This is a genomic window from Enterococcus sp. GC34 (assembly GCF_040886645.1).
In the GTDB taxonomy this organism is placed as follows: Bacteria; Bacillota; Bacilli; order Lactobacillales; family Enterococcaceae; genus Enterococcus; species Enterococcus faecalis.
The window spans coordinates 55815-70279 of the sequence record NZ_JBFOEF010000011.1 but is presented as its reverse complement, the minus strand read 5'-3'; the positions used below and the strand labels follow the sequence as shown (position 1 = coordinate 70279).

Sequence of the window (14465 nt, the reverse complement as noted above, 5' to 3'; positions counted from 1 at the left end):
TTTTTGAGAGTGGGACAATAGTCCTTTCTCTCTACATATACAATCTACTCATTCAGAAAATTTCAGCCACTGCTTGCGATTGCAATAGGACATAGTTTTTACAAAGACAAAATGATAAAGCAAACCGTAAGCTAGCCCCAACATATTTAACAAAATTCTTAAGTAAAGACTTGTTTCTAGCCCAAATATCATAGAAGCTGCCATGATAGCACCAACACAATTGAAAATCGTTTTACTTTTATAAGATGTGCATAAGCCTAAACAAAGTCCTCCTAAAATACCAAGTAGGTTCGTTGGTATATAAAATAACAAGATAGCCGATACTAGAGAACCAATAACGACCCCTATTATTCGTTCTTTTGCTCGTTCAGACAATTTAAACGTATTATACCCAGAAAATAATGACGAACTAGCAAATGTTGCCCACATAAAGCGGTCAATCTGAAGGTGCGTTCCTATAAAAAGTAATAAGCTAATGCCTAAAGCGTAATAACCAAACCAAATATTTCTTTGATTAAAAAAACCATTTTCTGTAACCATCTGTATAAAAGTAATCTCTTGATCCAATTTTTTATGTTTCACATGATAAACAAAAGCTAAAAGTAGATAAGCAAACACTAATACAAAGAAAGTTTGTTCTAATTGCTGAAACGATTGATAGTGAACCGTGCCAACTAAATATAAGTAGGAGAACGTATACAAGCCAGGATTACCCATTTTAGGGTTTTTACCAGTTAAGAAAAACAATGCCAGCAAGCAGATAAAATGAAGGCCCAATTGTAAAAATGATACAGAAATCAGTGAAATTAATGGACTAACACCTAGAATTGTTAACACGATTCCTAAACTAAGCAAGGCCTGTTTTTCCCTGTAGCCATATGAGACGAAACGGATACTCAACAGCAAACAAAATAATACAATTGAAAAAGGCGCTACAGCTTTTCCAAAGAAAAAAGTAATCGTCGACACCCATAAAATCGCAAACGAAACTAATAAGATATCCCTTATTAACAAGGCGCGCCAAAAATATCTCCGCTGTTTTTTAGTGTCCGCTTGATGAATTTTTTGTTTTAAAATAAATGGATCTAACTGCAATAATTGATAAAAAGTCACCTAAAATCATCTCCTAAAAATCGACTCTTCTCAATTCATTATTCCAACTTTTCCTTCTATGAAATCATAAGAAAAGTAGTTGTGACGAACATTTTACTACAACTTTTTTTCTGAATCAATACATGCTTTATTTCTTAATTCAATACCTCTCCCGATACGATTTGCTTACTTCATAAAAAATAAGCCTAGAAAAAATCAAAACGATTAATTCTAGACTCAAAATTAAATAACTGTTGAACAAAAGCTAGCGCTTTTTTACATAAACTTTTCCAACAGATCCATTTCTTTTTCTAATTCTTTTTCATCATACTTGTCATACTTACCAGCTTCGTGTGCAATTTTTTTAATCTCATGAATGGCTTTTTTTTCAACAATCCATTTCTTCATACTATGTTTTTTTGTATCCTCATCTAGCGAGCCCAACTCTTCTAAACTTGCATCCAATTTGTTCAAAACGTCGGCAATTTTTGCTAATGCTTGCGCTTCTTTTTCTTCATAGTTTGACATAATAGACACCTCTTCTTAAGTATTTTTCTACTTTAAGTGTACGTCTCTGTCGTTTTATTTGCAACGAATAACTCAACTGCTTCTCGGTACGGAGGATAAGGGATTCGAACCCTTGCACGATGTTACTCGCCTAACGGTTTTCGAGACCGTCCCCTTCAGCCAAACTTGGGTAATCCTCCCTCTACATTCCATCTACAAATGAACATGTAATGAATCAATAGATAAAAAGCCTAGACCCTTACACAACAAGGATTCTAGGCTCTATCTAACTAAATTATTTAGTTTCACGGTGTAATTTTTCTGCAACACCATATTTAGACAGACTAGAACTCACAAGGGTTTGCGTAATATCATTTTAATTCAAATTAGCAAAATAGACTATAACAACAAGATAAAATCTACATCAAAAAATTAAAAAAGGCAAGCGAATAGATATATAAATTATACCGAAGAAACAAAAAAAGCCCTACTTCCCGTGATTGATAAGTAGAGCTTTTACATTTGTTCTTATTTTCAAAAATAAAAAAGTTTAAATTTCTTTGGAAAACCTGTTGACTTTATATCTCTATAGAGATATAATAAGTATGTAAGTTAGTTAATGGCTTACAAATACTGAAGGAAGGAGCAAAAGATGTGCGGACGACATAGAAAAAAGAGAACTCGAAAAACAGAAATGACCTTAGAAATCAACTTACTGTTCTTCAAATTCTCAATCAAGTTTAGCTGGGGAGATTAACTCTCCCTTGCTTCTATGATAATTATAGCACATTCGTGATTATTATGAAAATAGGCGATAAAAAAGTATGGCGAAAAGGTAAAACAACTACTATTGAAATGGAACGAATTAAGTTCGACTGGAAGGCTCTTATAGGTTGGATTGGTTTCATCGCGCTAATTTGGTATGTAATGAAACGATAAGGAGGTTTTTTCATGATTGTTGATACTGATAAAATTGAGTGGCTGTTAGAAAACCGCTCTCAATACTTCATAAACAAAGAAACAGGAGTTGCACAATCTCGCTTATCAAAGTTAAAAAATAATTTTTCCGAGATTGGAAAATCTAGTATTGAAATTGGTGTGAGATTAACTACATTAGCACTACAAGAACAACAAATTGAAAATAAAGGGGATATTAAAATGACAAAAGAAAAAATTATCGAAATGATTGATTCAGGAATGAACGTCTATGGGACTACTTACGAAAATGAAAAAGAAGTTGCTGAACATTGCGGCTTGAACGTAACTGAAAAAGACGTTGAATATCTTGAGCAATACGACGGCGAAGACTTTGAGCATAACGAAAAAGAATTTGTTGACGGCGACATGATTTATATCATTCGTGAACCTAAATAATTGCACAAAAAATAAGCCTACCTCTCAAGAATGAGAAGTAGGCTTTCTGTATGGTCCATACGGAATTCAAACCTGTGACCCAATGGATATATAATCAACTAAGCTAGTGGTCCTAAAAAACACTCATCCATTAAAGTGGAGTGTTTCAAATACATTCTAAGTAACACACTAATTATAGTCTAAGCAAAACACTCATCTTCTAAAATATCAATATATTTTTCCCTAAATGTTCTAGACTTAAACCATCGATCTGTTTTTGTTTTTTGTTTAACTTTATTTTCTGAAATAGCGAATTCAAGTTGATGTTTAACTACCTCTACTAACATAACTAATGCTAAGTCATATCTTAGTAAAAATTGTTTACATACAAATAGTATAAACCTTTTATCATCTTTACCTTCCCATGCAATCTTTATGTGTACTTTAAAGATAAAAAACATTACTAATAAAGAGAAAAAATAATTTAATTTAATTCGCTCTTGTTTGAACATTAAATGTGTTTTTCTGGTAAGAACAAATAGATAGATTAAAATCGATAAAACTAAAACTACATAGAATTCCATCAAAATCTACTCCCTTCTATTTCTTCTTATCTTCTTATCTTCTTTTTCTAAAACAAATTCTTTTGTCTCTCTATTCATTTTAACATTCCGATCACGTTTTGCAAACTTTTTTTTCTTATTATCTTGCTCAATCTTTTGAGCAGTGTGCCTTTTCATTTCTTTTATAGAAGGTGCTTTATGATCTTCATCATCTTTTAAAGCAAAGTAACCCGCTATAGGTGAACTACAAAAAACTACAACCCTAGAGAAAAATGTCAATATACTTTCTACTATATCCCATTTTAAGCTGTTGCTTATTAAAAAACAAATAAAAAGAGCTGTGCCCAGCCATGCATAAGTATTTAATATGTTTGCTCTTCTCTTTAATCCTGCTTCACTTTTTGGATCCACCGAATAAAAAGCTAAAGCGTTCGAAATATAATATGTAGCTGATGAAATAAGTAGACCGCTAATGCTTACTGCAGTAAATGAATTAACTGCTAAGGAAACACCTGATATTATTGTTAATATAATTTTCCCATTGCTCACGCTTAACTCGTCATATTTAAACTTACTCAACACCATCCACTCCTAATCATCGCTAGATAAAAGCATATCATGTCGGAAAGATTACTTCAATACTTTTTTTTAAAGAGAAGAGTCGCCTTAACTAAGGCGACTCAAAGAAAGTTACTCTTAATATCCAGTTCCCCAGGTATTCGATGGGTTGTCATCATTTGGGCCAACAGGAATATAAATGCGTGTTCCGTTCACATCAGAGCCACCTAAGAAAACATAGCCATCTGCTACCCGAACGGAATCATATTTAAATTGAGAACCCTTTGGCCACACGCCGTAAACAGGCGCTGACAAGCTCGGCGCACCGTTTCGAAGAACAATCCCTTCATTCACGCCGATAGTGAATGTTTTTGCAGGTATCGGCTTGCTACTTTCCCACAATTCCGCAACATCGCCATCATTGGCATAACCTAACAATTTACCACTATTTTCAATCCGATATAGATTTTTACGGCCATTTAGTTTTTGCGTAATGGTTCCAACCTGCGTCCAAAGTGTGCTAGCGTTTATATGCTCGTTGATTGGTGCATCTGGATTTTTGTAGATTGTTGTGAAGCGAACGTGCTGCCCAACTTTGTATTTAGGTTTATTGGGCTTACCAGGATTCACAATAACTTCACTACCGTCCTCTGGCAACCCTGTTTGTAAATCTTGTGCAAGTTGCGCTTTGCTAATTCCCCACTGTGCTAAATATCCGTATGGATCAGTATGATCGCCCCACCAATTTTTAGTAATCCAATCATGTGTTACGATTCCGTATCCTGTGCCGTCGTCTAAGTCAAATGTTGCACCAATCTGTGTAGCTAAATCACGAATCAAATTTACATATGCGGCATAGTCCTTTTTGAATGTTTCTTTATTATTCGTTCGAGCGAGTTCGATTTGTGCATATGCTTTTGCATTCGCTGTTGCACCTGCACCCCACTGGATTTGGCCAGCTGGCGCTAATTGTTTCACTCGACCACCAGAACCGACAAAATATGAAACATAGGCGCTCGTCCAGTTCCGCTTCATATAGGCCGTTTCGTTATCTAGACTGTTTGGACCAACATTGTTCCCATTACCTGACTCATGTAAGACAATTAATTCATTGGTAGCATACCCTGGAAAGTACCCACCAAAATTAATAGGGTCTTGCTCCATTTGGTATGCATTCACACCAATCGGCAACATAAAACTTAACGACATTCCGACAGCAACTAATAATTTAACAGTTTTTTTCATTTAAAAACCTCTTTCCTATTTTTTAAACAAAAAAAGAAACGACACAAGCCGCTTCAATTCTTATCTTTATTTCTCAACTGAATAAAATAATCCTTTAATTTTTCTGGCAAAGGAATGAACTCCAATACATTCTCGCAAAATGAAATGCCCTCATTTGCGATATAAAAAATAATCACCATTTCTCTAATAGGAATATTATTCCCTACAATACTTTCAACTTTCACAGAAACTGCCACTACAAATAAAATCATTACTTTTTTGGCGATTCCCAACATACCTATTTTGCTTGATAGTGATTTAGTAGCGATTGCTTTAAGCCAACCTGTTACAAAATCAACAATCATCAAAAATAACAAAACATCTAGCAACTGATCCATTCCCCCAAGAAAGCTAACGCAAATACCACCTACAATACTTGCTGCAATTGATAGGTGGTTAAAATATTTTTCCACTAACTCACCTCCCACTTATGTCTACTTGAAACATATTAGATACTTTTCACTTCTTTGATAGATAATGAAGCAATCTGTGTTCTAAATAAACTTTTGTTTGGTCGACTCTCTAATTCAAATCTTAGTGAATCCCCAGCTTTGATTGTTAGAGTTTTTTCTCCCCCAATCGTTGTTGACACATTGATTGCTGTGTTTGTCGGAGTACCGTATTGAATCATGTGATCATTAGAAGCGCCCCAAAATATTTTAAAATAAGCATAATCTGTTCCAGAAGAGTTTCCATGAAACTTCGCTGAACCACTAACATGAATCGTTGTTGTTTTAGTAAAAGTTAATTTCTTTTTATCAGCACTAATCGAAAATGGTAAATCTTCTGGTTTATGATATTTATCAGTAGCAACGATACTGCCGATAGGATACTGGAAACCTGTATTGACATCGCTACTATCCTCTGCTCTTCCAAAATAGACTTCAAATGGTTGTTCATTATCTGAAAGAAGTTTATTCCATGGTGTCCACGTGGCAGGGCTCCCTTGTCTGCTACGGGTGTATGTTTCACCTTTATACATATACGTTTGACTTACAAATGTATTATCAGCATAAACAACTAAAGCACCATAAGCTGCACCCGAATAAGGTCTATTTGCGCCAGAAGCACCGAAGACGGTGTAAATTCCTTTGTCTAAAATTTCATCCCAGTCCTGTGCCTTAATAACGGTTTTCTTAGAAACCAGTGCGCCATTTTCTAAAGCATCCGTTATTTCGCTAAAGTTTTCGTTCAGCATGACTTGATAGTCTGCATCACCTTTTTTAAATGTATACATTCTTTTCCTCCTTAATACCTAATTTCTATAACTTTGTATGCTTCAATAAAACGAATAGTTCTATTATCTATTTTGGTTACTGTTGGATTTACCAGTTTAAAGTTCATTGGTACTTTAACTTTAAAGCTGAATAAATCAAGATATTCTACACTGTGAGGAATCTTTTTCACATTGCTACCACCTAGACCTGTTGGCTCATTAGCTAGCCCTGATAGGCCAATACCGTATTCCCAATACAAAACTTGTACACTAGGATAGCCGCGTAAATCATGCACTATAGTCGGCAGTTCTTCAGTAGCCTTCATTTCATTGATTTGATTCTGTAGATTTGATGCTTGATTAGCATCTAGCTCATTTTTTAAAGCCGCAAACCATTCATGAATCAAAACATCAAAAGCATTTACTTTTCCATTTCCTGTATGGATTATCTCTTCAATATTAGAATCCATATCGGTTTGTGCTTTTGCAACGTAGTTTTTAAAATCATTTAGGATTTTTTCATAACTTGTCTTGTTGGTTTCTACAATTTTTTTTAGCATTGCTTCATATTGTGCTTCTAATCCTGATACAGAAACATTGGCAAAAGGTGTTGAATAACCACAAACTTTTGCATCTGATCTCTTATCTGTGATTAAATCTGCAGTAATCGCCGAACTGTTCCTTGGTACTCTGACAGTGGCCAGCTGAATTTCAAATACATCTGGCGTGCGTTCGACTGTCACGTTGCCTTTTTTTACGGCTACATAAGCTTGTCTAGCGTTCATGTCATGACGAACAACAATTGAATCTGTTCGATCTTGTGTTGAAGAAGCAACGTCAATTGGTACTGCAAAAGCAGACGTATTTATATATTGATAACCTTTTAAGCTTGCTGAACCTGCTTTTACAACAATTCTCATTCCAACAGAATCAGCTGCAGTCACTCTTAATGCTTCACCGACTGACATCATGACGCCATTGCGAAAGATATTTTCAAAGTATTTTGCCCAGTCTGCCGATGTATAAGCACGATCATATGTGCCATCATCTTGCAAAACGGCATCATAAAATAAACTTAATTCCGCCAAAAATAACCACCTACTTTCCTTTTCTCTTGATTACATCAATAATTGTTTTACTTTGGTTACCGAATTCACCGTCAATATGGTACCCCTTCTCATCCCAGGTTTGCGTTACAGAATTTAGAACCACTGTATCTGAATAGCCAAAAGAAGAAATACGTTTTACTCGATCCCCCAATTTATAATCTCGACCATAAACAAAAAGACTATCATTCAAATTGATAGTCCCATTCAATGCCAAAACTCTTGGTTGTTCAGTTAATTTTTCTTTTCCTCTTGATTGCAATGTGGCAATATATTGTGCATCTGGCATTTTTACATCATCAACAGTCTGTTGTAAGTCACGAGCATCGACGTATATTTCTTTTCGTTCGAGGCCACTCAAATTGTTATTTACTTGAGTATGCTTACGAGCTTTTCCTTCGCCTTCTCCATAAATAAGGGCTGTAGTCGCTTCATCATAGTTGTTCTTTTCTAATGATTCATTAGTAACATTTTCAAACTCTGCACTAAATTGAACTACACCGGAAACATCTTCACTTTTTCTAAAACGAATATTTGTTCCAACTTGGCCGTTTGATGTTGAACCAATACGCCCATTCGAGATAGGAATTTCGTCAAAACCAAAATTGTAACTTTCACACAGTCCCTCTATCTCTTCTTCAACATTCCCATAACTATTTTGATAACTAATGTTTGAACTAGTGATTGCTGGCGGTTGTTCGACAGATAAATAACTTATTTTTCTTTTTGCATCTGACGGAGAGACCACTTCGTTACGTAAGTGATCGTAGCAAATCAGCTCTGGTCTTTTTGTTTGATTGTAAATTCGATAAACAATTCTCTTACCAGATTTTGCAAAAAGAGACTTCCCAGAAATTGTAATTAATCCACTGCTCAAATCATCGCAAATAATAGAATCAATATAGTAAAAGCAATTATTAATTAATAGCACTGTGTCTTCGTCCATTAATTCTTTTGGCATGTACTTTAAAAGAACAACCGTCTCAAAAGTATTGGCTGACTTGAAGTTTTCTTTAACACTCATTGATTTCCATATGTCCAGAACTGCTGTTGACTCATAATCAAATCCAGACTTTCTTCGAAATACCTCTACAAAAGGCAATGGCATAAAATCCATAGCTACACCCCGCTAACCAATGGTGTAAATTGCATTTCACATGTAATTCCATTTTGAGAATTGTTGGCCGCTTTTAGTTGTAAATAGTTATCTCCTTTAGATAATCGAAAGAAACTACTGCCCTCCATACGTTCTGGAACAGCATTAGTTTCTACACCATTAACAATTTTTTTCGCATACAAATTTCCACGTACCGTTGAAAGTTCGAATCTTGTTCCAGGTTCAAAGGTTCCTTTAAATCCAAAGAAGGTTTGTTTTGTCACATCGTAAATCTGCGGATCAGTTACGGTTGTTACACATTTCATATGAAAAACTGCTCCAACCTGTACATCGCCATTGTTTACAATCTTTTCGATATTTCCTGATTCAAAGCGCCCAAATGTATGCTTCTCGCCTTGAACAAAAACCATTGGAAAAATAAGCGTTGGCTTTAATGTTGCCAAAGGAACCAGTGAGTTATAAAACGATACATCTCGGAAATAAGAATCGAATGCTTCAAACTGTAAAGAGAATAAGTTCCATTCATCAACCTTATAAGGATTATCCTCGTATAATTTGAAACTAGGCGCTTGGATTGGTAATACGTCGGTTTCATACTCCTTGTCATAGACTTTAAGAGTTAGTTTCCCTGTTTGTTTTAGATCGATTTTTTGAATCATATCTCGGCGCAACTGATAAATTTCTTCTTCTGTTTTTCCAATTAAAGTGCCTTCAAGCAAAGGTTTCCGAGTGCTTAAGCGGATTCCAACAACTTTTGCGCCATCTTCTCCAAATACTTCTTCTGCTAGCACGACATTTTCTGGTGCTTCTAAACCTTCCACATTTTGCAAAAAATAAGGAGCTTCCTCATTAAAAACGAGTTGCTCCCCATTTTGATTCGTATAAACTAATTCTAGTTTCACTATTTAAACCCCCTAGCCAAGTCACGTAGTTGGCGTTTTGTTTCAATCGCTGTTTCTCTCGGTGTTTTCGTGTCAGAACCTGTGATATATTGTGTTACTTCCATGTTTTTAATATTTCCGTCTTTCAAGTAAGAAACCATTTCACGCATTAGAGAAGCAAGTTCGCTAAAATCATTTGATTCATGTGAATCTTGAACAGCAATTAGATTTTTAACAACTGAAGAGTTTCTCGGAACTCCCACGCCGTTTTCATAATGAGGAATTAGTTTCTTTGTTTCTGAAGCTTTGATTACTTTTGATCCTTTTGGTAAATCTGGTAAGAATACATTTCTACCTTCTGGAATGAAAGGCACGCCACCTTTAGGAATCACCAATTCTTTATAAGTACGTCCTTTTTGGTCGTTGACGATTGCTGGACCACCAATATGATTATTGGTTCCTGTTTCTAGTCCTAAAATTTTTGCTACTCCAGCGCCTAAATTAGCTACTACGTTTAAAGTTTTGGTAATTACCGAAGGGCCAGAATTAAAGTCACTTACTGCATTTTTCGCTTGAGATGCTGGTCCACTCGCTTGATCATTAGCCCTTAATAGTTTTTCAACTGGATTGTTTGCTGCGAAAATATTTAAGCTACTATTACCACTTGAAGCCGCACCGACAACTCCACCTGCATTTCCTCTCAGGTTTTTCGTTCCTGGATTGTTGGCATTGTAGGTGTTCAATGCATTACCACCTTGTCGAGCTGCAGCTTGCGCATTTGAAGAATCTCCACGTAGTATTTTCTGTGCTGGATTGTTCGCGTTAAATGCATTTAAGTTTTGAATACCTACCTGTGATTGATTCGATACATTGGAAGCATCTCCGAGTAATTTTTTTAATTGTGGCTTTATTTGGTCATAAGTTTGCACGCTTAATGTTCCATCAGCTATTTTTGCTTTTAAATCTTCATTATTACCAAGCATTTTTTTTACTGGATCAGGTAATGACTTCCACGCATTCATACTTTCTTCTGACTTCATTACCTTTGTTAATAAATCATCATTATTGGCAAGCATTTTTTTCTGATCTGTTGGAAGGTTATTCCAATTTGTTAGGTATGTTTCCGAAGAAAGAATCTTTTGTAGCACATCCGTGTTATTCGCTAAAAGCAATTTGCTTTCATCTGGTAAATTTTTCCAAGCATTAAAGGCTCGTTCTGATCCATAAATTTTTGTCAGTAAATCTTGATTATCTGCATAAAATTCTTTAACATCATCTGGTATATTAGACCAATTGACAATTTTTTCTTGTGAATCACTAAGCACTTCTAAAAACTCTTTGTTATCAGCTTTAATTTCTTTGTCGTGTAACTTGTAATCTTCCCAAAGTCCAAGATTAAGCATATTTTCAGCCATTTTTTCAGGGGTATTAGAATACAGAATTGCCTTCTTCTCTTCAAAATTAAGTTTGTCCCATTTTCCGTTGGCTTGTAATGCCTGAGTTACAGTCTTCTTGGCATTTGTATCTAAAAGCGCTTGTTGTTCCTTAAACGTCATGCTGTCCCATTTTCCGTTAGCAATTGCTGCTTCGGCAATCATTAATTTAGCATTACTTTTTAGGTCGGCATGTTTGGAAGCATATAGGAGTTGGTTCCATCCTTTTTCAGAATTTGCAGCTTCGTTAACTGCTTCTTGCGCATTGGTTTTGACTTCGCCTGTTTTTGGATCAAGAACAAGATTATTCCACATTTTCCCATATTCACTTGCTTCATCACCAACATATTTAAGTTGTTCAGCGTTCTTCTTAGCATTTTCAGCAACTTTATTTGTTGTTTTGGTAACATTCTCCAATAACTTCTCGTTATCTTCAATAAGGTATTGTGAAGCATTTCCGCTCTCTTTTATCACTTGTCCAGAAGCCAAATGAATTTTATCTTTTAGTTCAGGGAATTTCTCAACAATGGCCGCCATTTGGTTATCAAAACCTTCAGTCGTAGTCTCGTTTATTTTATCCCATTCTTCAAGATACTTCTGAGCAAATTCACCATCAAGGTTATATCCCCAATCTTTCAACCATTTTTTTTGCTCTTCTTTCATTTTAGCGGCATGAGTCTGTGATGCATTCCTTTGCTCTCCTAATGATTTTAACCATATTTCTGCTTCTTCTTTCGTAGCATTCGCTACATCACCAGTCATTGATTTCAAAATAGTTCTTTTTTGTTCCGCCGAAACATCCAGAGTATTAACATAAGCTTCCGCAGTATTCTTTGATAAATCACTAATCATTTGAGCTTCAGAAACACTCAATTGACGATTTTCGTTTGCAGCCCTTTGTCTAATCTCTTGAATTTGCTTATTATTCGATTGGATTTCTTCCACAGCAGACTGATTTAGTTTTTTCTCATTCTCAATGATTTCTTTCATTGAGTCTGTAGCGGTTCCTGGTAACTGCTTTAATAATTGATTCAATCCATCTACTTTTTTATTTAAAGACTTTTCAAGAGACTGACCCGCTGCTTCAAAATTTTCTGCCATTTTAGAAGCATCTGATTGATTAAATCCATCTTTTAATAAGCCAAACTGACCATTTGCGGCTTTGGTTTTGTCTTGCACCCCGTTTAAGGTTTTGTCAACTTCTCGTCCGACATCAGTTCCCCATTGCTTAACACGTTGGGAACTATTCCAAGCTTCTTCTCCCCAGAGTTTCCACACTGCTACACCTGCTCCAATCGCTGCAGTTGCACCTAACACCCAAGGATTCAATAAACTAAACCCTTTAGTCAATGAACCAATTTGTGTTGTGGTTCCTCCGATTTTAGCAGTCAATCCTCCTAATGCCGAACCAGAAGAAGCAATGCCTTTTCCGAATCCAACAGAAACAGAACTACCCTCAGCAAAAGCTTTTGTAACATCTTCAATCGCTCTTTTTTTAGACATAGCGGCCATTGTCTCAACAAAGCCCTTGCCTAAAAATCCTACACCCTTCGTTAAAGTACCTGTTAACTTAATAGCAGGCCCCATTGCAGCAGTTAATGCAATCATTTTAACAATTGTTTGCTGTGTTTTAGGATCAGCATTTGAGAAAGATTCCGCTAAATTCGTTACGGTTTTGATCATTGGTTTAGTCGCTTGCAACGCATCTCTTAATGCTTTTACTAAAGGACCACCAAACGTGATTCCTACGTCCACTGCTTCATTTTTAAGCATCTTTAATTGAGATTCGGTAGTTTCGTATCGCTTGTTAGCTTCTTCTGTTAAAGCGGTGTTTTCTCCCCATGCTTTAGTTCCACGATCTACAGCACTTTTAAATACATCACTGGCACCAGCTGCACGTAGCAAACTGTCACGAAGACGAACTTCGGTAATCCCCATATCATCTAAAACAGCAATTGCAGATTGTCCGTGTTCCTTCGTTTTTCCTAGCCCTTCAATAAATTTGATAATAGCACCTGAAGCATCCTCTTTGAAAGCTTTAGAAAATTGTTCTGCAGACATTCCAGCTACTTCTGCAAAATCATTTAATTTTCCTGATGCATCGGTGGCTTCTTTATGCATTGTTTTTAATTCTTTGCTAGTTAACCCCATTGCACCAGCAGTGTTTTTTAACTCTTTACCGCCATTTCTAACAGCGCTAGAAACCTGTTCCATAGATACACCAGTTTGTTGGCTTAAACTCTCTAACCCTGCAAATGCATTGGCTCCATTTTCTACAGCCAATTGCATTTCAACCATCACTTTAGAAAATGCAGAACCGCCTGCTTCTGCTTCAATACCAACCGAACTCAATGCAGCCGCAAATCCCATGATTTGAGCTTCACTCATTCCCACTTGGTGACCAGCACCAGCAAGACGTAATCCCATTGCGGTTATTTCTGACTCGGTTGTCGCAAAGTTATTCCCTAAATCAACAATCACAGAACCTAACTTGTCAAATTCCGTTTGTGGCATTCCTGTAATGTTGGCCAATCGAGCTAAAGCAGTTGCTGCTTCTTCTGCGCTCATGTTCGTTGACTCGCCTAAGTCAATCATTGTCTTGGTGAAGCCAACTACATTTTTAGTTTTAATCCCTAACTGCCCTGCTGCTTCTGCAACGTTTGCAATTTCCGTGTGACTTGAAGGTAATTCTTTGGCTAGTCCACGAAGACCATTTTCTAAATCTTTGTATGAGTAAACAACCTTACCTGTCGAATCCACAACTTCATCATTGGTCTTTTTCACACCTGCAAAATCAGATTCCCATTTCACAGCGGCCGTTGTTACTGCTGCAGCCCCAGCAAGAATTGGCAAAGTTATACCTTTTGTTAAAGCTCCGCCCACTTTTTCCATTTTTTGCCCACTAGAAATCATTTTTTCGCTGGCATTATAAATGGCGCCAGTGGCACCAGTGGTTTTGACTTGCATTTCTGCCATCTGACCAGCTGTTTGAATTAATTGAGATCGATAATTTGCTAGTTTTCCATTGGCATCTTGCAATTGAGTTGCTAGCCTTTTGGTGGATTCTGTCGCTTTTCCATCTACAAAAGATTCGTCATAAGCTTTTTTCAGCGCAGCAACTTGTTTCTCTTGTGCTCCAATGATTTTAGTTAAACCATCAAAACGAGTGCCAAGCTTGCCCATTTGATTGCCCGCCATATCAGCGATTTTTGCATTAGCTTGCATTTCTTTGGCTAAATAACGAACTTCTTTTTTAGCATTTGCTGCACCACGACCGAAATCAGAACTATCCAAGCCCAACTTAATGACCATATTTCCTAACGGCGTTCCACCACTCATTTAGTTACCTCCTTCC

12 protein-coding genes and 1 tRNA gene are annotated in these 14465 nt (G+C 36.3%); 1 reads left to right on the top strand and 12 read right to left on the bottom strand.

All coding sequences use genetic code 11. The annotated features are described in order from the left end of the window. Positions 1 to 48: 48 nt before the first annotated feature. From AB3I72_RS11675 to AB3I72_RS11665, 3 genes are all read right to left on the bottom strand, one after another. The gene (locus tag AB3I72_RS11675; protein ID WP_002384036.1) at positions 49 to 1113 is read right to left on the bottom strand and encodes an FUSC family protein; all 1065 of its coding nucleotides are present in this window, start codon (positions 1111 to 1113) and stop codon (positions 49 to 51) included. Positions 1114 to 1368: 255 nt separating this feature from the next. Next, positions 1369 to 1620, bottom strand: a complete 252-nt coding sequence (locus tag AB3I72_RS11670; RefSeq protein ID WP_002382470.1) for a hypothetical protein — start codon at positions 1618 to 1620, stop codon at positions 1369 to 1371. An 89-nt stretch (positions 1621 to 1709) separates the two neighbouring features. Next, a tRNA-Ser gene (locus AB3I72_RS11665) sits at positions 1710 to 1799 on the bottom strand. Between the two features lie 751 nt (positions 1800 to 2550). On the opposite strand from AB3I72_RS11665, the gene AB3I72_RS11660 reads away from it, so the two are divergent. Beyond that, the gene (locus AB3I72_RS11660; protein WP_368023953.1) at positions 2551 to 2973 is read left to right on the top strand and encodes a hypothetical protein; all 423 of its coding nucleotides are present in this window, start codon (positions 2551 to 2553) and stop codon (positions 2971 to 2973) included. A 179-nt stretch (positions 2974 to 3152) separates the two neighbouring features. Here the strand turns inward: AB3I72_RS11660 and AB3I72_RS11655 are convergent, their stop codons facing one another. The 9 genes from AB3I72_RS11655 to AB3I72_RS11615 form a co-directional block, all read right to left on the bottom strand. Then, positions 3153 to 3536 carry a hypothetical protein gene (locus AB3I72_RS11655; protein WP_368023952.1) on the bottom strand — a complete coding sequence of 128 codons (384 nt, stop codon included), beginning with the start codon at positions 3534 to 3536 and terminating at the stop codon, positions 3153 to 3155. Between the two features lie 6 nt (positions 3537 to 3542). Then, positions 3543 to 4094, bottom strand: a complete 552-nt coding sequence (locus AB3I72_RS11650; protein WP_368023951.1) for a hypothetical protein — start codon at positions 4092 to 4094, stop codon at positions 3543 to 3545. A 117-nt stretch (positions 4095 to 4211) separates the two neighbouring features. Then, entirely contained in the window at positions 4212 to 5318 is a 1107-nt protein-coding gene (locus AB3I72_RS11645; protein WP_368023950.1) for an SH3 domain-containing protein, read from the bottom strand. 53 nt (positions 5319 to 5371) lie between these two features. Further along, positions 5372 to 5770, bottom strand: coding sequence for a holin family protein (locus tag AB3I72_RS11640; protein ID WP_002358058.1), 399 nt, complete (start codon positions 5768 to 5770; stop codon positions 5372 to 5374). 35 nt (positions 5771 to 5805) lie between these two features. Then, positions 5806 to 6594 carry a pyocin knob domain-containing protein gene (locus tag AB3I72_RS11635; protein WP_002381464.1) on the bottom strand — a complete coding sequence of 263 codons (789 nt, stop codon included), beginning with the start codon at positions 6592 to 6594 and terminating at the stop codon, positions 5806 to 5808. Between the two features lie 11 nt (positions 6595 to 6605). Then, on the bottom strand, positions 6606 to 7661 hold the full coding sequence (locus tag AB3I72_RS11630) for a structural protein (protein WP_174117951.1): 1056 nt from the start codon (positions 7659 to 7661) through the stop codon (positions 6606 to 6608). A gap of 10 nt (positions 7662 to 7671) precedes the next feature. Beyond that, positions 7672 to 8796 carry a siphovirus ReqiPepy6 Gp37-like family protein gene (locus AB3I72_RS11625; protein WP_002391422.1) on the bottom strand — a complete coding sequence of 375 codons (1125 nt, stop codon included), beginning with the start codon at positions 8794 to 8796 and terminating at the stop codon, positions 7672 to 7674. 2 nt (positions 8797 to 8798) lie between these two features. After that, a complete protein-coding gene (locus AB3I72_RS11620) occupies positions 8799 to 9698 on the bottom strand; it encodes a phage tail domain-containing protein (protein ID WP_002358065.1) in 900 nt (299 codons plus the stop codon). Further along, positions 9698 to 14449 (bottom strand): phage tail tape measure protein, encoded by a 4752-nt coding sequence (locus AB3I72_RS11615; protein ID WP_368023949.1) that lies wholly within the window; start codon positions 14447 to 14449, stop codon positions 9698 to 9700. The genes AB3I72_RS11620 and AB3I72_RS11615 overlap by 1 nt, the downstream gene beginning before the upstream one ends. Positions 14450 to 14465: the final 16 nt, after the last annotated feature.